Raw genomic sequence first — 18,803 nt, 5'->3', positions numbered from 1 at the left:
TTCAACACACAGCCGCCCGAAGGCGGCTGGCATGAAAAACCAACGTAGCGCAAAAGTAATACAGGAGTTTCAACACACAGCCGCCCGAAGGCGGCTGGCGAAGATGAGCAGTCTCTGATGGATGATGTGCAGGTTTCAACACACAGCCGCCCGAAGGCGGCTGGTGGGACGCCTGTTTTTGGCGTTTCTGCCAAGCCTGTTTCAACACACAGCCGCCCGAAGGCGGCTGGGATTCCGCTTAGGAAAGATATAAAGCAGTCTATGTTTCAACACACAGCCGCCCGAAGGCGGCTGGTCCCCTGCTCCCGTTGGGAAAGGTCGGTTTTATGACGTTTCAACACACAGCCGCCCGAAGGCGGCTGGATACGAATACCATTGAGAACATACAGTATCAGGAGTTTCAACACACAGCCGCCCGAAGGCGGCTGGAAAGCATTGTTTTATATTGCATAAAAGATTTGAGGTTTCAACACACAGCCGCCCGAAGGCGGCTGGAGCCTCTCTCAAAAGCCTTGCTCCATCAGGTTTCGCAGCCCCGATTTCGCTAAGCTCCCAAGAAAAGCGCGAACGCGAGTATAACACAGCCTTTTCCGTTACACCCGCATTCGCAATATCCTGATTGTTAAAGAACAATCCCCATTCGCCAACCCTGCCGCATTTTCATGAGAACCGCAGGTTGGCGATTTATACAATCAACGTATCTTTAAACACATCCACCGCCGGTTTCGCGCCGTGGTGTTCCACTTTGCGCCGCCATTTGCTGCCTAAATGGTAAAAGCGCAGGCTGTCGGTTTCAGGGTTGTAGGTTTTCAAGAGTTTGTCTTTTAAAACAACCCACTGGTCGGGTGCGATGTCGCATTCGAACACTGAATACTGCACGCGCACGCCGTAGTCCAGACACAATTTCGCCACGCGCCGCAACCTTGCCTGTCCTTCCGCGTCTTCCAGCGAAATATCGTAAGTAATCAGCATCAGCATTTTGTATTCCCATGTGCAGGCTGCTTTAGAGGTCGTCTGAAAACATCCAACCCGTTTTCAGGCAGCCTGCAAACCTATCTCATCAAAAACGGTGGATATTCCGCCAAATCCCCGCGCAAATGGCGCGCCAGCAGCATTGCCTGAATATACGGCAGTAGCCCGATTTCCACTTCCTCCCCCAAAAACGGATGAACGATTTTTTCCTGCTTTTTCGCCTGCAAAGCTTGGAACAACAGCTTCCTCGCATCCACTTTCAAACTTACCGCACCACTTGCTTCGGCAACAAAATCATGTGGTTTGAGTTGTCCACGGTTAATTAGCGACAGCACCAGCCTGTCCGCCCACCACGCGCGGAATTCTTCCAAAATATCCTGCGCCAAACTGTCGCGCCCCGGTCGGTCGGCGTGCAGAAAGCCCACCTGCGGATCCAGCCCCACGCCTTGCAGCGCGCCGCTGATGTCCTTACCCAGAATGCTGTACACAAACGACAACAGCGCATTCACCCCGTCTCTGGGCGGACGACGGTTGCGCCCGTCAAAAGAAAAGCCGCTTTTTTCGCTCAAAAGCTGCCCAAATACGCCAAAATAACGCGCCGCCGCATCCCCCTCAATGCCGCGCACCACGTCCAGCTCCGCCGCGCTCTTCAACTGCCGCAGCGAAATGTTCAAAGAATCCACCGCACTTTGAATTGCCGCATTCTCGCCGTAATTGCGAATCTGCCGCTGAAGCACCCGCTTACTCGCCTGAATCTTCGCCGCAATGATATTGCGCGCAATCGGCACAGGATTTTGCTCCGACACCCGATACTGCGCCCGACGCAACAGCACATTACCGCTCTGCCGCCCCTGAAGTCGCCCCAAATAACGCCCATTTTCCGTAAAAAACGCCAAATTCACATTATTTTCGCCACAAAACCCCAACAAAAACGGCGACACCAGCACATTACCAAAACAGAAAATATGCCCGATGGAATGCACCGGCAACTGCGCCACCTTCTTGCGCTCCTGCTCCACCACCAGCGTCTCCCGCTCTTTATGCAGATAGCTGCCTTGGGTGGTGATGTAGAGCGTGTTTTGTAGTTTGCGCATGGGAAAATTCCTTGGGGTTTGACCACACTTTTTTGGGTATTTAACAGGGTTGATCCACCTGAAAAACGGTAGGTCGGATTCTCGAATCCGACATTTTCAAAATTACCGCAACAATTTCAAATCATATAAATATCAAAGTAGTTGTCGGATACAAGTATCTGACCTACACAAACTACACTTTGGGAATTGATTAAGTTGGGCTACCTGAAAATGGTACTAACTCATACTTATTTCCATCCCATAACTTAAACTCCAAAAATTTTGGCTTGCCCTCTTCTGTTAAATCAAACTTAGTAACTTCAATAGAAACATAATTTTTATTATTTTTTAATAAGCTATTTGCCAAATCAAAAATGGTTTTAGCAATATGTTGCGTATACGAAGTATGGCCTATACCATAACCTGCTAAAGTTTGCCCCAAATTAAAAGGCATATAAGTACTACCATCATCTAGTGTTATGGCACCATTGATATTTGAATTCCTATAAGACTTTATATCTTTTGTATCTGAAATAGTTGGAGATATATCAATCATATTCTCTACTTTACAATGACTAATGAGATTCGGTTTTTCCTTGTGAATAATTTCTAAAACATCTTTTTCATACCAAATATCTCCATATCCTTTTCCATGCTGTTTACTAACAACAAAAAATACCTCACTATCCGTTACAAGCCCCAAAGCAATTTCACCAGTCCTCTCAATAAAATCATTTTTTACCATTTCTCCAAGGTGGAAATGCTTAATACCAAAATTATCTAACATCCCATCAACTGAATTAGCAATGATTGATGACTTACTTAAATAAGCATTAACATCTTCTCCATTAATTAATTTTTCTTTTAATCTATCAAAGCCTTTTTTATTTTCGGGAGAAATAGAAAATTGCTTAGATAAAATAACATTTCTGGGTTTGGCAATTACTAATTTCGAACGATAATTAAGATATTGTATAAAATATGGAACTTCTCCAGATTCATCATAATCAATATTCTCTTTTATAAATTTATCTTTTGCCCAATTATTTACTATTAAAAGAGCATCATTATAAGTAAATTTCATTGATTTTTTGTGCATAATTTAAAATCCTATATTGTATTAATATTCCCCAAACAACCCCTCCACATACCTCACACTCCTATCCCGTTTCCCCAACAATTCCGGCTGGCAGATTTCCACCAGCGAGCAGGCTTTGCAGCGTTTACCGTAGTCGGGCGGCGGGGTTTGGCCGCTTTTTAAAAGTTCGCGCACGGCGGCGATGGTGGCGAGTGTTTGGGCGCGCAGGTCGTCTGAAAACACAACGGGGACGCGGTGGCGGGTTTGCATATACCACAGCGCGCCCTCAGAGACGGTTTGCCCCGTCATTTCTTCCAAACACAAGCCTTGGGCGCAAAGCTGGATTTCGTCCATCGGATCGGGTTTGGGCTTGCCGCGTTTGTATTCCACGGGTTTCAGACGGCCTGTTTTCGTTTCCACTTCCACCAAATCCAACACGCCGCTGATGCCCAGTTTCTCCGCCGACACATGTACCGTCCGCTCAAAGCGCACGCCCTTGCGCGTTTCCGGCTCACCCGAATCCACCCGCTCGTGCAGCGCCTTGCCCTGTGCGGTCAGATAGTTCTCCGCCCACGCCTGCTCGTTGTGAATCAAGGCGCATTGGCGCGGGCAGAAGGCGTAGTGTTGCAGGGCTGAAAGGGGAATCAGGCGCGTGTCCTGATTTTCCCCTTGGGTTTTGGTTAAAAGTGCGGTCATTTTCAGCCTAATTTACGCAGCAGCTTGGTTTCGCCAAGATTTTGATCGTCTACCCTGACAAGGTAATCGTCAAAACTCCTTGCTACTTCCACACCATCTTTTTTGGCTATCTGAATGCGTTTGAACAGACTATCAGCAGGTACGTCGCCCAAGCTGCCGCTGTGCTCAAACACATAAAGCCCGCGTGCATTCATTTGTCCGCGTGCGGCGGAATGGTCGTGGTCGAACATATTGACAAGTGCCTGCCAAAACAGCTCTAAATCGTTTTCGGAAAAGCCTGTTTGTTTGGCGAAATGGGCAGAAATGAAGCCGTGGCAGCGGTATAGGCCGTAGGGGACGGTGAATTTGCGCCCCATGGTGCGGTTGTCGCCGGTTTCACTGGCATCTTTTTCGTTGGTAACCGCCATGCGGGTAATGCTGTGTTCCAAGGTCATGATGGGATCGATAGAGCGAGAAAAAGTCAGTTGCACGGGACCGCGCACTTGTCCTGCATTTTTGCCGGTAGTCATCACTGCGCCGAATGTGCGGATGTCGTAATAACGGCTGCACATGTATTGGCGAGCAGCTTCGGTTTTCTCGCCTTTTTCTTTGCCTTTTACGTTTTCCTGCTCGTGGGCTTCGTCAATCAGGTTGTTCAAAATGCCTTTTTCGCGGATAAAGATATCGTGATGCTCGTCATTTTGGGTCATTTGGATAAAGTTACGGACTTTGCGTTTCAGGCAAACATCGGTTACCAAACCTTCGCCGGTTTGCGGGTCGATACGCGGCAGGTTGCCTGCGTCGGGATCGCCGTTGGGGTTGCCGTCTTGCACGTCAAATAAAAAGACAAAGTCGTAGCGTTTTTCAATAGTCATAGCATTTGCTCCTTATGCGGTTTTCGCTTCGTTGAACAGGTTTTTCAATGCGTCTTTGGTAAACAGGAATTGGGTTTCGTGGTAATAACCGATGGCGAATAGGCCTTGCTGTTCCAAATTCAAATGGTTGGGAAATCTCTGACAATGTTCCAAAATCTGGCGGATTTCCCATTGCAGTTGTACGGCACGTCCTTCAAATTCCAGCTTGTTCAAATGGTGCGGCAGCAGGCGCATCAGTGTGCCGAATACGGCAATCGGCGTACTGCTTGCCGAACCGAAATAGCGGTCGGCAATGGTGGCGTTCAAGCCGGGATTGGCTTCGGCCTGTGTTTTTTCCAGCACGGCAAACAGCCGCCCCAGCACATAGCCGATGTCTTGACGGTTTCTATCTAAGCTCATCGTTAGCTCCTTCATGTTTTTCAGACGACCCGCGCGGATTGCGCGATTGATATAGGCTTTAAGCAGACTTGCCCTGCCATAGGTAATTTTCTGTTCCGCCTTGTTGCGCCGCAAAGCAGCCTGCAACAGGCTGACGGGTAAAACGCGGTTGTTAAGTGCGGCATCGGTTATTTGGGCAATCAGGTCAGATGGCAGGTTTTCCATTTTGCCGTCCAACACCAAATTGCCCAACAGGCGCGGCAACGGCATATATTCGGGGTATGGCGAGTTTTCGCCACGCACCATCTGCAAATCGTCATACCACGCCGCAATGCTTTCGGATAAGGCGGCAACAGTGGTTTCATGCCAAAAGCGGACGACAATCCGCGCGGAATTGGGCGATAGACCTAAAAGGTAGAATTTTTCTTTGCCGTCAGGTTCTGTATATTTGCCGTTGTACAAGCTTTTATAAAGTGATTTGACCGCATCAATATGGGCATCGGGATTGTCTTTGCCGCCGCCGCTAATCAGCGAAGCAAGATACTCTTCCAACGGAGTCGGTTTCGCACTCCAACAGATGGCTGTTACATCGCCGATACGGAAGCGGTTTTCACCGGCAAGCAGGGTGTTTAAGGCTGTGGTGTATTCAAACATGACTTGTTCACCCACAGGAAAGATAAAGCCCTGCTCTTTGCCGTATGATTCAAAAGCCGACAGATTTACCGATGTAAACGGGGCGGGCTTGGCGTTCACACCTTTCACGGCATTATGCAACCGCGCAATCGGCGCAAGTTTGCCCGTTACTAGACAAATGCCTTTTGGGATATTATCGGATTGTGCCTGATTAGCTTGACTCACATATGCCTGAACCGCCTTTGATTGACAAACCAAATCTACTGCCTCGTCCACCAAGCGGAAGCTGAGATTACAGCCTTTGACTTTGGCACATTCCACCCAATTTGCAGCCTGCATGGCTTTGCTTTTTTCTGCCGCAGAAGCCAAAAAGGCGGCAACGGCGGCAACACCTGCATCATCGGGCAACGCCTGTTTCAATTCGTTTACATTGGCAGTAAAGCTGGCATGCTGTTTATCTGCCTGCTCCTGCCCTTTTTCTCCGGCATAGGCAAGCACATAACCGTAGTGATCCCACAATAAATTGCTTACTTCGTAGGATTTTGAACCGCTCCTGCCCAAGCCTTTCGGCACTAAAAAAGTGCGGGCAACTTTTTTCTTATTTTTCAACTCGCGGGTATCTTCAAGCTGAATAAATTTGCCCTGTTTGTCTATAACAATAATGAACGGGATTTCTTTGTTTTCAAACCCTTCCGGGGCAACACCACCATCGCTTTCGGCTTTGCGTTGGTAGTATTGGGTGAGTGCGTGCAGAATCATCGTTTCACCTCCTCGCTATTAGCTGGGGGCACGGTAATTACGCCATTTATCGCTTTGCATTGGTAAAACATAGGTTCGGCGTTATTGGAATCGCGCGGGTCGGATTTGCTGAAATCCATGTCGTACAGCATAAAGCCGAAATCTTGGGTGATGTCTTCGCGCGGCAAACCGTCTTCAACCTTTTCAAGCAGCCTGAAATGGCAGGGAAACTCTCGGCAACCCAAATAAGGCTGATGAAAATACTGCCCTTTTTTTGCACGCCGTTTGAACATTTCGGCAAATTTGACGTAGTTGTCGCCCTCGCCTGCTTCACTTGTCATGTCAAAATCGGCGTGGATGCGATAGGCAACATCTTTCAGCAGCATGGATGCGCGCTGCTGACGGTTGTCTTCAATATAGAGCGAGCCGCTGCGTTCACTCATTTTGGTTCCCACTTCGTTACGGCGGATATTCGTCCACTGAATCGGTTTGAGAATCTCGAGCTTCTGTATCTGCCATCGAATGGCGGGTTTCCACAAGATTGCCATTAGGATATTTCGTGCTGCTGATGGTGTAATTACGGGATAACTAACCCGTTCCACCTTGAGCTCAGGCCTGGTAAAGCACGCCAGATCACCGCTAATTTCTAAAATGAAACTCATATCGACTCCTCATTAATAATTCTATAAAGCCATATTAATATTACCACACTACTCATGTCAAGTGTGATTCGCTTATTTTTTCAATAAACTGTAAAATATGCCTACGCTAAACCTCTTTTCATACAATTGATTAAATGGATTATTAGCGGTCAGTCGCTTCTGGGTGGCTGTGTGTTGAAACTATAATGCCATGTTAAAAATGGCAAAATGCCCCTAGAAATAGGGGCATTTTTCATAAAACCGAATTTTCAGATAGCCAAGCCGTATCATCAAAATCCGCACCAAGCACGGCTTTGTAATAGCCCTTATCTAACACCAACAATCCTGCTCTGGAAAAAACGGCATTCGCAGATAGCTTTTTGAGTTCGTGTTCATACACGGTAATCGTGTAGCGTTGTAATTTGCGGTAAACACATTTGTGTTTGAGCGGGTCGCTTTCAAGCAAGTTGAACCAGCTTTCAAACGGCTCGGGCAGCGGTGGTTGGTCGGTTTGTCCGAAGGAATTGTCGGCAGGCTGCAAAAAGCGTTGTTCATCCAAAATATCCTGCCATTTTGAAACTTCCACATCGTCCAGATGTCGTCTAAAAAAATCGTCCAGCTCGTTTGCTTTGACGACTTGCGGACTGCCGTCTTTTTCCCAATGAGCCAACGGGATAAACGGCACAATGAGTGCCACGCCTTGGTTATCAATCAGGCGGAAACGTTCGGCAGCGGTGCGGAATTTGATTGCCAGCGGATTTTCATTTGATGATTCTACCGTCAAGAGTCTTGCAATGTCGTGTTTATCCACATCTCCTTTGCCGTTGAAACGGCGGAAATATTCGGCAAATGCCGACGGGGAAAGCGGGTCACCAAGCAGCCCTGCTTTCAGCATTTCTTCGGTAATGTCCTGCCCCTGTTTCAGGCTGCCGTTGGGTGCGCCTTCTTCGGCACGGAACACGACTACTTCGCCAAACGACAACTTGCCTTCGCGGTTGCACCGTCCCGCCGCTTGGGCAATGCTATCCAGCCCTGCCATCGCCCGATAAACGCAAGGAAAATCCAAATCCACGCCGGCTTCAATCAACTGCGTGCTGACCAGCCATAAAGGCTTGTGCAGGCTGCCTGCGCGATACAGTGCCAAATATCGGCGAACCAACGCAATCACTTCGCTTCGGTGCGTAGCGCACATATTGGCGGATAAATGTAATTTGATGCCGTCAGAAGGCAGAGCGGCAAAGAGTTTTTGGGCGTGTTTTCGCGTATTAACCACTGCCAAAACACACGGATGCGCGGCGATTTCATCGGCGATTTCCTGCCAGCTTTGCGTATCGCCGTTTGGCGGCGGCATTTTGATGCGGACGCGGCGCAGTTTTTCCGATAAGGCAATTTTGTCTGCCACAATTTCGCGCACATCCGGCAGGCCTTCCAAAATAGTGCGCCCGAATGCGTCGATATTTTTGCCAAGTTCGGGCTGAGTCGCCGTGCACAACACAAAGGTAACGCCGTAATCGTGCGCCAGCACCCGCATCATGTCGGTAATCGGCTTTTGGAAATCGCGCGGAAGCTGCTGGGCCTCATCCAAAATCACCACGCTATCGGCAATATTGTGAATCTTGCGGCAGCGGCTGGTTTTCGCCGCAAACAGGCTTTCAAACAGTTGCACGTTGGTGGTAACAATCAGCGGCGCGTCCCAATTTTCCGTGGCAAGGCGGGTTTTCGCAGTTTCCTTGTCTTCTTTCACTTCCAAATTGCTGTGGTGTTCCAATACCACGTCATCGCCCAATGCTTTGCGGAAAACATCGGCGTTCTGCTCGATAATACTGGTGAAAGGAATAGCATAGATAATACGTTTTTTGCCGAATTTCAGCGCGTGCTTCAAAGCGAACCCCAAGCTCGCCAAAGTTTTGCCGCCGCCGGTCGGCACGGTTAAAGAAAACAAAGTGTGGTCGGTTTCTGCGGCAGAAAAACATTGCTGCAAAATGGCATGGCGTTTTTGATTTAAGAATGAATCTTTATCTGATTTCTCATGAAGTTGCGCCATATATTGCTCATATCGTCGGTGCAACTCATCCAAACCGGGAAATTTTGGGCGCAATCCGGCAGCCTGCGCAGTATCCGCATCGGCATAGCCGTTCATAAAGGCTTCGGTATCCAAAAAGTCGGCATCCACCAAGCAGGAAAAGAGAAAACGCAGCCAAATATGCACTTCTTCCAGCTTTGCCCCGTCTTCCCAAAACGCAAAAAAATCCCGCATCAAGTCATCATCGGATAACGGGAAAAAATCTTTGGGCAAACCGCTCTCCGCCAAGCCCAACAAAGAGGCCTCCAATTCATTATCTGCCTGTTGCAGACGATGCTTTAAGCTCCCTTTGTCATACCAATCCGCTAATCCCGCATGGTGTCCTGCAATCAGATATGCCAGCAAATGCCCGAAAAATGGATTAAGGTGCTCTACTGCATATTTGGCACCGGCAGTGGAATGCGGAATTTTGCGCAACTTGGTAGATTCGACATCTTCCAAATGGGCATTTTCTTTTTCAAAGCCGGATGCATTACGGATATATTTCTGAAAAGCTTCCTGAAATTTCCCCAAATCGTGCGAAAGCCCCGCATATTCGGCAAACAACGACCCATAACGCCCTGCAAAACGCTTGGCGAGTTGGGCGACTTTTTGTAGATGTTTTTGCAGGGGATGGGAATGCCAATTTTCTGATGAGTCTTGGCGGACGTGGGCAATATAGTCAAAATTCACGTCGATTCTCCAAATTTAAAACGCGCAAAATTTAACGAACAAGCCATACAAAATGGTTTGAGGTGTTGAAAAATCGAAAATCTGTGGAATGAGGTCGTCTGAATGACGTGAAAATATTGTAGATAATTGGGAGTTTATGATGTTATTGTTTTATTTGTTACAATTACCCGAACATAATACAGCATTTGTAATAAATAACAATATCAATTTGACTATTTGTGAGCGAATAGGACAAATCAAACATAGCGTGATGGTCCGAATGATGCAGATAAACGATGACAGGTTTTCAGACGACCTTTGTCGTATAGATGGGTTAAACTCGGTAGGATGTGGCTGTGCTTGCCTGATTCCGTACCCAAGCCGTTTTGTTTTACTATACAATCATATTGCTGCCGACTGCTTGTTTGCTGCGGTCTGCATCGGCATACGGATAGTGCGGACGCTGTTTGCGTTTTGGAAAATGCGGCAAGATATTTATTTGCCAGTATTTTTTAAGCATCGGCTGAAGCCTGTATTGGTTTGCCCCAGGTCGTCTGAAATTCCGAAAAAGAAAATTCATGTCAAACACCCCATTCTTCAAAACCGACTGCCCGAGCTGCGGCGCGCCTGTTGAGGCGCATTCCGCGACAGCCGTTACGCTGGTGTGCGGCTACTGCAACAGCATGCTGGTGCGGCAGGATGACAGTATCGTCGATTCCGGGCGCGATTCCGCTCTGTTGGAAGATTTCAGCCCGCTGCAAATCGGCACGACAGGGACATACGTTACCCGCCCATTTACCTTGGTCGGACGGCTTCAGGTGCAATACGACGACGGTGTGTGGAACGAATGGTATGCGCTGTTTGATGACGGGCAAACCGGTTGGCTGTCTGAATCCGGCGACCTGTATTCCATGACGCGCTTGGTTGAATCGCCTGAAGTTGTGCCGGACTTTCACGACGTCGTGCCGGGTGGTTGCAATTTCAATTTTCAAAATAAAAACTTTGTTCCGTCGGATAAGCGTGAAATCAGCCTCAGAAAATCGGCGGCTCAGGGCGAATTGCCGTTTAAGCTGACTGCAGATACGACAAGTAAAGTCATAGACTGGCGATGCTCAGGTCTTTTCCTGACGATAGATTACGGCGACGATCCTCCCGAAATCTATTACGGCAGTATGGTCGGTCTAAATGAACTGAAACTGCAGAATACCCGTACCGATGACCAAATCCGTGAAACGGCAGGTCGTCTGAAAGGCAGCCATCATTCGGAAAATTGTCCGAATTGCGGGTCGTCCGTCCATTGGTTGAGCGGTGTCACCGATTTTCTGATTTGCCCGAGCTGCGGCAGCCAATTGGAAGTCGGTAAGGAAAAAGCGCGGTTGATTACTGCCAACGCCATGCGCGTGGCGCAGGATAAACTGTTTACCCTGCCTATCGGCACGCAGGGTCGTCTGAATAACAATGATTATTTTGTGATGGGTGCAGTCAGGTATTCCGAACTGGACCCCGATGCGACTTATGAATATATGTTTGAAGGCAAACGGCGGATACTGACGCCGGTCGGTTGGTGGGTCGAATACCTGCTTTACAATCCGCAAAAAGGCTTTTTGTGGTTGGTCGAATCGTCCGACGGCGAGTGGAGCCAGTCTGAAACGCAAAACAATTGGCCGCGTTTAAACAGCGCCCGCAAACCGCAAGGTTGTGATGAACTTTATTCCTACGGCGGCAAAGTCGAAGTCGCCGCCGGCGCGTTTTACTGGCATATCCGTTCGGGTGATTTGGCGTATTACACCGACTACCAAGTCGGCAGCAACAGCAAACTGTGTGCCGAGCTGACTGAACACGAGCTGGCATGGAGTAAAAGTACGCGCACTACCTACGGCAAAGTTGCCGGCGCTTTCGGTTTGCAAGCGGAAGCGCCCAGATACACGGCAAAAATGAACGCAGACGGGGTCGATAACCAATTGCGGTTTGTCATGATCGCCATCTTGGTTGTCGTCAACCTTCCTGCGCTGCTGACCGACGGCAACTCTGCCTCATTTACCGTCATCTTTATAGGAACTTGGTTGTTGTGGACTATGGGCAAAGAAGACGAGGACGAGGATTAACATGTCGAGAGCCACTTACATCATTTTCAGCACCATTATCATCATCATCTCCATGATCATCAGCTACGGCTCTTCCGATTCCGACGGCTCGCGTATGCATTCCGGCGGCTATTACGGCGGCGGAGGTTTCTCCGGAGGCCATAAATGACCCATATCCCCGGCAATCACGGTCTTTTAGATTTATATGGCTGTGATGAAGCTGTCTTGAAAGACGAAGGTCGTCTGAAAACCGCCCTCAAAGCCGCTGCCCAAGCCGCAGAAGCCATCGTCCTCGCCGAGCGTTTCCACACCTTTGGCGGTGCAGGCGGCATTACCGGCATCTTATTGCTCGCCGAATCCCACATCAGCATCCACACTTGGCCGGAACACCGCTTCGTCGCCATAGACGCATTTATCTGCGGCGGCATGAAGTTGGAAAAAGTGAAGGAAGTGTTGTGCAGGGAATTGGCGGCGGAACGGGCCGTTTGGACGGTTGCGCAACGTGGCGAAGGAATACTGGACGATACGCAGCCGCCAATAGAATACTATAGTGGCTTAACTAAATCAGGACAAGGCGATGAAACCGCAAGACAGTACAGACAGTACAGAAACCGATTCACTTGGTGCTTCAGCACCTTAGAGAATGTCTCTTTGAGCCAAGGCGAGGCAACGCCGTACTGGTTTAAAGTTAATCCACTATAAAACCTGTAAAGGTCGTCTGAAACAGGCTCAATCTGTTTTCAGACGACCTCATTTTAAAACCCCAAAAAATATTCTCACTAAGAACATCAAGGAATCAAAATGCACTTACGCACTTCCATCATCCTCTCTTTATCCGTGCTCTCTTTAGGCGCGTGTATCAGCAACCCAAGTTCGGCACCCACCAGTTCTTCATCATCAACACCCATCAACCCATTCGCCAAAGACTACATCTATTATTTCGAGCATCTCGACGAAGCCAAAGCTAAAAACGAACAATGTTTGAAAGACGGCGTGTTTAAAAAAGTGGGCGTTGATATGGAAAACGCCGATGAACGACAAATGATTGCGGAGTATCCCGACGATATTTTGATGCTCAATCCCGGCAACAACGAATTATCTCCCTGTTTCGCCGCATGGACGGCAAACAATGCTGCGGAACCGCTGCGCAAATGGCAGGAGGAAAATAAGAAAAAAGAAGAGCTGAATCAAAAATTTGAAAAGCAGGTCATCCGGCTCAAAACCGAATGGGAAAAGAAATACGCCAATGAAGATTGGAACACGTTCTACCCCGAGGCTTTGCGTAAAGAATCCGTTCAAACACGCAATAGAAAAAACCGATTGGAAGATCGGGCCAAAAGAGAAGCCATCGACCGCATTTTTGTCGATAAGGCGGAGCCGTTTTTGAATGAATTGAAAACAAAAAACATTGAAACATTGACCAAAGAAATTCCACAAAGCTGTCGTAAGGGAGCTTGGGATCTTATTCCTTCGTGTAAAGCCTATTATTATGTTTTAAAGGACAAATTCTCAGAAAAAACATTATCCGAATTGGCGGGTATGGAAAAACAATATAACGACGCCAAGCATCTGCCTGCTCCTGTTTTGTCGGCTGCCTACCGTTCTGCGGTGGAGGAGAGTTTAGAAAAAATGGATAAAGCATTAATGCTGGACTATCGCAAACTCAATACCGAATATATGCAATGTACTAAAAAAATCGGCGATAAAATAGCAGCAACAGAGTCCCAGATAAATAACACGGAACATTTCACACCTTCCTTTTATTTAGAACTTTATCCGGAATGCGTTATTACGAATCAAGTCATGGAAAGGTTGGAGCTGCCTACTGATTTAAATAAGGTTATTGACAGCGCGGTTTGGATAAATTTCGGCAAACAAACCCGGGAAACGGAAGCAAACAGCGAAAAAGAATGGAAGCAGTTGGAAAAAACGCCTGAGGTCGCACAAGCCAAAACAATCTTGGCTCAGAAATACGCCCAAACACCTTGGCAAAATTTCATAAGCACCGTAGAAAAAGACTATCCGGTGAATATGGCAGACATTTTCTCGGGTACGGAAGAGAAACCGAAGCAGAAACAAAAGCAGCATCAGATAATGGTCATAGCATTGAACCAGGTGTTTACTGACAAAATCCAGCCTCTCGTGGATGAATTGGCGAAAAACAGCATCGATAAACTGATTGCCGAAATTCCTGCCAGCTGTCGCGATGAAGGAAAAATAGATTGGTTAGCAGATAGTCAATGTAAAGTATATTCCCGCGCTCTCTCAAAAAAATTTCAGAATCAGACGTTAGAAGAGCTTTCCGCTTCAAAAGATAAATATGAAAATAAAGATGAAGATGGGTTTTTATTGGTTTACGTAGCCTACTCTTCGGTATTGCATGAAAAAGAGAGAAAACAATACCTTGAACTGAGCAATGATAATACCAAGCGAGAAGCGGCATATAGGCAATGTCTCAAAAATATCAGTGGAATCATCGAAAAATCATATGTTTCAGAAGAGGATAATGGTTCTTCGTATGCTAGGCGGGCGCCGGGATGTCTAGCGTTTAGCTCTAGTCTTCCAGTTGAAGAGTCACGTTTCGACTACTTTACTGAAACGCTGCTTAATAAAAAACGTTTCCAACAAGCATCCGCAGTCAAACAAAATTGATGGAAACATTTCATCAAAAGGTCGTCTGAAACCGTCTTGATGTTTTCAGACGACCTGTCAGAACCCTAAACCGACATCCAACCCCATGCCGACACGCCGTCAATTTCTCAGTTACACCGCCGCGCTTGCCGCTGCGTCCTCTTTCTCTTGGCTGACTTACAACCGACTCAACCGCAAACCGCCGGTTTCCGTCAACCGCGTCGGGCTGCCGTTGGGGCATTTGTTGCGCGATGGGAAATTGCTCAGCCCGCCGACTCGACGTTACGAATGCAATACGCTGATACTCGGCGGCGGCGCGGCGGGTTTGGGGGCGTTGTGGTATTTGGCGAAACACGGTCATCGTGATGTATTGTTGGCGGAAGGGTTCGAGCGCAACGGCAACAATGCCGCCTACGCCGCTTCAGACGGCCTGCAAGCGCCGAGCGGTGCGCATTATCTTGCGTTGCCGTCGAAAGAGAGTGCGTATGTGCGCGAGATGCTGGCGGATTTTGGTATTTTGCAATCGGAAGGCAGTTTCAGGGAAACCGATTTGGTTTACGCGCCCGAGTCGCGCCTTTTGTATCAGGATAAATGGCAGGAACACCTGTTGCCGAAAGAAGATGCGGATTCCAAACGCTTTTTTGATTTGATCGGTCGTCTGAAACAGGCTTACGGAAGCGACGGCAAAAAGATTTTCTCCATTCCGATAGCCCTGTCATCGGCAGACGAAATGTGGCGCAAACTTGATAAATTGACGTTCAAACAATGGCTTACGCAAGAGGGCTACACCTCGCCCGAACTTTTGTGGTATCTCGATTACTGTTGTCGCGACGATTACGGACAGGGCATAGCGCAAGTATCCGCCTTTGCCGGACTGCATTACTTCGCCGCCCGTAACAGCGCAGAAACCGTCCTCACTTGGCCCGAAGGTCTGGCACATCTTTCCGAAAATCTGCGCCACCATGCCGGTTTGCAGGAAGGTTGGCAATGGTCGTCTGAAAACCGCATCCGCCTCGACAAACCCGCTTCCGTCAACGCATCCGCCGTCAAAATCAAGCCTCTTTCAGACGACCGTATCGAAGTTTGGCTGCGCGACAATTCAAGCGGTGAAACCGTCGCTCTGACCGCGCAACACGTTATCTCCGCCATGCCGTTGATGGTCGCCGCCCGCATCATGGAAAATCCCGCGCAATATGGTTTGAACATGCCCGAATACGCCCCGTGGTTGGTTGCCAATTTCGAGATGCACAGCTTCCCGAAAGAAAAAAACAACAGCGAAACGGCGTGGGATAACGTCATTTACGGCAGTCAAGGACTCGGCTACGTTGTCGCCACTAACCAGTTCATTCGCGTCGCCCGCCCCGAGCGCACCATCTTCACCGCCTATGCCGCGTTAAACCACGACACCCCGCAAACCGTCCGCCGCCAACTGCTCGAAGCCTCTAACGAAGAACTGCGCGACTTGGCCGCCAAAGACTTGATCGCCGCCTACGGAGAGGGCTTCTGGCAACACGTTTCCCACGTTGATGTTACGGTACGCGGACACGGCATGAGCGTGCCGAAAGCCGGTTATCTGAACGACGAATCTTTGTTAAAAATCAGAAACCGAGCGTCAGGACTGCTGTTTGCCCACAGCGATTTGAGCGGCTATTCGGTATTCGAAGAAGCTTTGTATTGGGGCGTAGAGGCGGCAATGAAGGTGTTGGAACGGGGGGAAGGTTGAGTTTTATGTTGGTTGGATTATTTTTCGTCTCGCCTAGCGCGGATGTCAAATAATCAGTGCTATAATCCCGCTTCGTTTGAATATTTAAATCTCAAAGGAAACCGTATGAAATCTCTGAGTTTTTCCCTAATGCTTGCTTTGGGTTTGGGCAGCACCGCCTTTGCTTATGCGGAAAAAAATTTGCCCTTGAATGAAACGGGCTGCATCGACCAACCTATGAAGGTCAAACGCGGCGAGGTGTACAGCTTTAAAGTGACGGAAGGCAATGGTTTGATGCTTTCATTCGCGCCCGTCAGCCCTAATGTGGTCGTGAAAGACCCGAAAGGCAAACGCGTTGCTTTGGAAGTGGGCGCGGACGGCGATACGCCTGAAGACCGCTTCAGCTTTGCCGAAATCAACCAAAAAGGACGCTACACCATCCGCTTCCCGCGCGCGGGCAAGATTGATTCTTTGTGCGTCAACGCAGCCAATTAGGATAAACATCCAGCCGAACCATGCTTGAGCGGTTTTGGCCGCAGTAAGGGAAAAGGTCGTCTGAAAACAGTTACCTAAAACTGTTTTCAGACGACCTTTTTATAGTGGCTTAACTTTAAACCAGTACGGCGTTGCCTTGCCTTGCTGTACTGTCTGTACTGTGCGGCTTCGTGTCGCCTTGTCCTGATTTAGTTAATCCACTATATTGTTGAGGCAAAGCCGAAAGCGGTTTATTCGGCTGATTCTCCAATAATCAATACCGCGTTGCTGCCGCCGAAGGCGAAAGACGAGCTGGCGGCGATACGTTTTTCAGACGGCCATACGCTGTTGCCGTCGGTCAGGGCGACGACGGGCAGTTCGGGGTCTGGGATGCCGTCCCACTGTTGCGGCGGCAGTTTGCCCTGCGGGTTGCAGCCGCGGTCGGCGATGCCCCAGGCGAATGCGGCTTCAATGGCACCGGCGGCGCCGAGCGTGTGTCCGGTTTGCGGCTTGGTCGAAGTACAGAAGGTTTGGCTGCCGAACACTTCGGCGACGGCGCGGCTTTCCATGCTGTCGTTGTGTTTCGTGCCGGTACCGTGCAGATTAATCCAGCCGATGTCCTGCGGCTGCAACCCGGCATTGTTCAGCGCCGCCTGAAAAGACTGCGCCGCACCCAAACCGTCGGGGCGGGGCGAGGACATATGATAAGCGTCGCTGCTTGCGCCGTAGCCCAACAATTGCATCGTGCCGCCGAAATCGGCATCGCGGGTCATGACGAAGGCAGCGGCGGCTTCGCCGATGTTGATGCCGTTGCGGTTGGCGGAAAATGGGTTGGCGAGGTCGTCTGAAAGCACTTCCAGCGAAGCGAAACCGTTGATGGTCAACGGTGACAGGGTATCGACGCCGCCGCAAATAACCGCGTCGCACAAACCTGCGCGCAACAGCCGCGCCGCGCTAATTAAGGCGCGCGCGCCCGATGTGCAGGCGGTGGAAACGGCGTAGCACAGGCCGTGAATACCGTAAACGTGTGCAACAAATTCCGAAGGCGACGCCATTTCGTGCTGAAGCTGGTTGAACGGTTTGTCCGTCCAGCTGCCGCCGTCGGCAACGTGTTGGAACAAGGGCATATTTTCATCTGCGCCGCTGGTGGACGTACCCATGATGACGGCGGTCCGCGCCGCGCCGTAACGGCGAACGGCGGCGTGGATGTCGTCTTCAATCTGCTCCAGCGCGTGCCACAGTAGTTGGTTGTTGCGGCTGCGGTATGCGGCGGGCAGATTGTCGGGCAGCGGGCGCAGCGTTTCGCTTACCGCACCGAATGCGAAGTTTTTGCCTTTAACCCATTGGTCGGAAAACGTCAGCGTCGAAGTTTCAGACGGCGCCAGCAGCGCGTCGATATGGGTTTGCAGACCGCTGCCGAGCGCGCTGGTTACGGCGGGGCGGCTGAGGTAAACAGGGGATTTCATTATTCTTCTTCTTTGATCGGGCTGACGGTCCAACGGGTTTTGTCGGGGAAGGCAATCACGAAACGTCCGTTATCTTGTGCGACGCACCATAAATCTTGTTCTTTATAACGGAATACCGCGCCGTTGCCGTCAGGGCAGAATGTGTTGTGTTCGGATGTTTTTTGCTCCACTTCGGGATACAGCTCGGCGGCGCGGTCAGCGGCAAGCAGCGGCAGCAGCGCGGCAAAGAGGCGGCGCGAAGCGGAATTGGGCATAATGAAGCCGTCGTTTTTCCAGCCTTTCGTGCCGACAAACTGGCGCGATACGGGCGTACCCAGCGCGTCGGTCTGCACGAAGCGGATGCCCTCCGGCAACTGCTCGACCGCCAGCAGGCTGGTTTGGGCGGCATTGCCCGAAGCGTCGGTCTGCTCAAGCTTGAACCACAAACCCGATTGCTCAAGCGTCGGCAGGGTTTGCGGATGGGGCAGCGAGGGGGAAAGGGCGCAGGCACTGAGGGTCAGCGCAGCAAGGGCTAGGCTTGGAAATCGCATGGGGTTCCTTTGTCGGTGCGGAGGAAGGAAGTATTGTAACCGATGTCGGACAGTATTTCAGACGACCTTTTCAGGGGTCGTCTGAAAATGTATAGTGGATTAACTTTAAACCAGTACGG

At 49.6% G+C, this 18,803-nt stretch carries 15 protein-coding genes, 1 pseudogene and 1 CRISPR repeat array; of the genes and pseudogenes, 6 read left to right on the top strand and 10 right to left on the bottom strand.

From position 1 onward, the window contains the following. Position 1: 1 nt before the first annotated feature. A CRISPR array of direct repeats spans positions 2 to 495; the repeat unit is 29 nt; unit sequence TCAACACACAGCCGCCCGAAGGCGGCTGG. Between the two features lie 189 nt (positions 496 to 684). The 8 genes from cas2 to HMPREF2726_RS12300 all read right to left on the bottom strand — a co-directional run bounded on the left by cas2 (position 685) and on the right by HMPREF2726_RS12300 (position 9,818). Then, positions 685 to 978 (bottom strand): CRISPR-associated endonuclease Cas2, encoded by a 294-nt coding sequence (cas2, locus tag HMPREF2726_RS12335; RefSeq protein ID WP_003685729.1) that lies wholly within the window; start codon positions 976 to 978, stop codon positions 685 to 687. 74 nt (positions 979 to 1,052) lie between these two features. Then, a complete protein-coding gene (gene cas1c / locus HMPREF2726_RS12330; RefSeq protein ID WP_009311475.1) occupies positions 1,053 to 2,066 on the bottom strand; it encodes a type I-C CRISPR-associated endonuclease Cas1c in 1,014 nt (337 codons plus the stop codon). Positions 2,067 to 2,256: 190 nt separating this feature from the next. Beyond that, positions 2,257 to 3,144 carry a hypothetical protein gene (locus HMPREF2726_RS12325; RefSeq protein ID WP_009311474.1) on the bottom strand — a complete coding sequence of 296 codons (888 nt, stop codon included), beginning with the start codon at positions 3,142 to 3,144 and terminating at the stop codon, positions 2,257 to 2,259. A gap of 21 nt (positions 3,145 to 3,165) precedes the next feature. Further along, positions 3,166 to 3,819 (bottom strand): CRISPR-associated protein Cas4, encoded by a 654-nt coding sequence (cas4, locus tag HMPREF2726_RS12320; protein WP_009311473.1) that lies wholly within the window; start codon positions 3,817 to 3,819, stop codon positions 3,166 to 3,168. A gap of 2 nt (positions 3,820 to 3,821) precedes the next feature. Next, the gene (cas7c, locus tag HMPREF2726_RS12315) at positions 3,822 to 4,673 is read right to left on the bottom strand and encodes a type I-C CRISPR-associated protein Cas7/Csd2 (protein WP_009311472.1); all 852 of its coding nucleotides are present in this window, start codon (positions 4,671 to 4,673) and stop codon (positions 3,822 to 3,824) included. A gap of 12 nt (positions 4,674 to 4,685) precedes the next feature. After that, a complete protein-coding gene (cas8c, locus tag HMPREF2726_RS12310) occupies positions 4,686 to 6,443 on the bottom strand; it encodes a type I-C CRISPR-associated protein Cas8c/Csd1 (RefSeq protein ID WP_009311471.1) in 1,758 nt (585 codons plus the stop codon). Beyond that, the gene (gene cas5c / locus HMPREF2726_RS12305; RefSeq protein ID WP_070603499.1) at positions 6,440 to 7,084 is read right to left on the bottom strand and encodes a type I-C CRISPR-associated protein Cas5c; all 645 of its coding nucleotides are present in this window, start codon (positions 7,082 to 7,084) and stop codon (positions 6,440 to 6,442) included. The genes cas8c and cas5c overlap by 4 nt, the downstream gene beginning before the upstream one ends. Before the next feature lie 232 nt (positions 7,085 to 7,316). Then, complete coding sequence (locus HMPREF2726_RS12300; RefSeq protein WP_009311469.1) at positions 7,317 to 9,818, bottom strand: CRISPR-associated helicase/endonuclease Cas3; 2,502 nt, start codon at positions 9,816 to 9,818, stop codon at positions 7,317 to 7,319. A 557-nt stretch (positions 9,819 to 10,375) separates the two neighbouring features. Between HMPREF2726_RS12300 and HMPREF2726_RS12295 the strand changes: the two genes are divergently transcribed. The 6 genes and pseudogenes from HMPREF2726_RS12295 to HMPREF2726_RS12275 all read left to right on the top strand — a co-directional run bounded on the left by HMPREF2726_RS12295 (position 10,376) and on the right by HMPREF2726_RS12275 (position 16,709). Beyond that, positions 10,376 to 11,902 (top strand): DUF4178 domain-containing protein, encoded by a 1,527-nt coding sequence (locus tag HMPREF2726_RS12295; RefSeq protein ID WP_009311467.1) that lies wholly within the window; start codon positions 10,376 to 10,378, stop codon positions 11,900 to 11,902. A 1-nt stretch (position 11,903) separates the two neighbouring features. Further along, on the top strand, positions 11,904 to 12,050 hold the full coding sequence (locus tag HMPREF2726_RS14215) for a hypothetical protein (protein WP_003742187.1): 147 nt from the start codon (positions 11,904 to 11,906) through the stop codon (positions 12,048 to 12,050). After that, positions 12,047 to 12,424 (top strand): annotated as a pseudogene (gene speD / locus HMPREF2726_RS12290) (adenosylmethionine decarboxylase); the annotation flags it as partial. The gene HMPREF2726_RS14215 and the pseudogene speD, both read left to right, overlap by 4 nt. A 258-nt stretch (positions 12,425 to 12,682) precedes the next feature. After that, on the top strand, positions 12,683 to 14,533 hold the full coding sequence (locus HMPREF2726_RS12285) for a hypothetical protein (protein WP_009311464.1): 1,851 nt from the start codon (positions 12,683 to 12,685) through the stop codon (positions 14,531 to 14,533). An 85-nt stretch (positions 14,534 to 14,618) separates the two neighbouring features. Then, on the top strand, positions 14,619 to 16,235 hold the full coding sequence (locus tag HMPREF2726_RS12280) for an NAD(P)-binding protein (protein ID WP_070603497.1): 1,617 nt from the start codon (positions 14,619 to 14,621) through the stop codon (positions 16,233 to 16,235). A gap of 105 nt (positions 16,236 to 16,340) precedes the next feature. Continuing rightward, complete coding sequence (locus HMPREF2726_RS12275; RefSeq protein WP_003762775.1) at positions 16,341 to 16,709, top strand: hypothetical protein; 369 nt, start codon at positions 16,341 to 16,343, stop codon at positions 16,707 to 16,709. A 230-nt stretch (positions 16,710 to 16,939) separates the two neighbouring features. On the opposite strand, the gene HMPREF2726_RS12270 is transcribed toward HMPREF2726_RS12275, so the two are convergent. Further along, a complete protein-coding gene (locus tag HMPREF2726_RS12270; protein ID WP_009311462.1) occupies positions 16,940 to 18,154 on the bottom strand; it encodes a beta-ketoacyl-ACP synthase in 1,215 nt (404 codons plus the stop codon). Beyond that, positions 18,154 to 18,684 (bottom strand): hypothetical protein, encoded by a 531-nt coding sequence (locus tag HMPREF2726_RS12265; RefSeq protein ID WP_009311461.1) that lies wholly within the window; start codon positions 18,682 to 18,684, stop codon positions 18,154 to 18,156. Before HMPREF2726_RS12265 ends, HMPREF2726_RS12270 begins: the two co-directional genes overlap by 1 nt. Positions 18,685 to 18,803: the final 119 nt, after the last annotated feature.

Source organism: Neisseria sp. HMSC074B07 (assembly GCF_001810355.1).
Lineage (GTDB): Bacteria > Pseudomonadota > Gammaproteobacteria > Burkholderiales > Neisseriaceae > Neisseria.
Note: the sequence above shows the minus strand (reverse complement) of the source record. Positions and strands in the feature narration are given on the sequence as shown.

Coding starts and splice junctions, on each gene's coding strand:
- cas2 (WP_003685729.1), bottom strand. CDS start 978: ATGCTGATGCTGATTACTTACGATATTTCGCTGGAAGACGCGGAAGGA.
- cas1c (WP_009311475.1), bottom strand. CDS start 2,066: ATGCGCAAACTACAAAACACGCTCTACATCACCACCCAAGGCAGCTAT.
- HMPREF2726_RS12325 (WP_009311474.1), bottom strand. CDS start 3,144: ATGCACAAAAAATCAATGAAATTTACTTATAATGATGCTCTTTTAATA.
- cas4 (WP_009311473.1), bottom strand. CDS start 3,819: ATGACCGCACTTTTAACCAAAACCCAAGGGGAAAATCAGGACACGCGC.
- cas7c (WP_009311472.1), bottom strand. CDS start 4,673: ATGACTATTGAAAAACGCTACGACTTTGTCTTTTTATTTGACGTGCAA.
- cas8c (WP_009311471.1), bottom strand. CDS start 6,443: ATGATTCTGCACGCACTCACCCAATACTACCAACGCAAAGCCGAAAGC.
- cas5c (WP_070603499.1), bottom strand. CDS start 7,084: ATGAGTTTCATTTTAGAAATTAGCGGTGATCTGGCGTGCTTTACCAGG.
- HMPREF2726_RS12295 (WP_009311467.1), top strand. CDS start 10,376: ATGTCAAACACCCCATTCTTCAAAACCGACTGCCCGAGCTGCGGCGCG.
- HMPREF2726_RS14215 (WP_003742187.1), top strand. CDS start 11,904: ATGTCGAGAGCCACTTACATCATTTTCAGCACCATTATCATCATCATC.
- HMPREF2726_RS12285 (WP_009311464.1), top strand. CDS start 12,683: ATGCACTTACGCACTTCCATCATCCTCTCTTTATCCGTGCTCTCTTTA.
- HMPREF2726_RS12280 (WP_070603497.1), top strand. CDS start 14,619: ATGCCGACACGCCGTCAATTTCTCAGTTACACCGCCGCGCTTGCCGCT.
- HMPREF2726_RS12275 (WP_003762775.1), top strand. CDS start 16,341: ATGAAATCTCTGAGTTTTTCCCTAATGCTTGCTTTGGGTTTGGGCAGC.
- HMPREF2726_RS12270 (WP_009311462.1), bottom strand. CDS start 18,154: ATGAAATCCCCTGTTTACCTCAGCCGCCCCGCCGTAACCAGCGCGCTC.
- HMPREF2726_RS12265 (WP_009311461.1), bottom strand. CDS start 18,684: ATGCGATTTCCAAGCCTAGCCCTTGCTGCGCTGACCCTCAGTGCCTGC.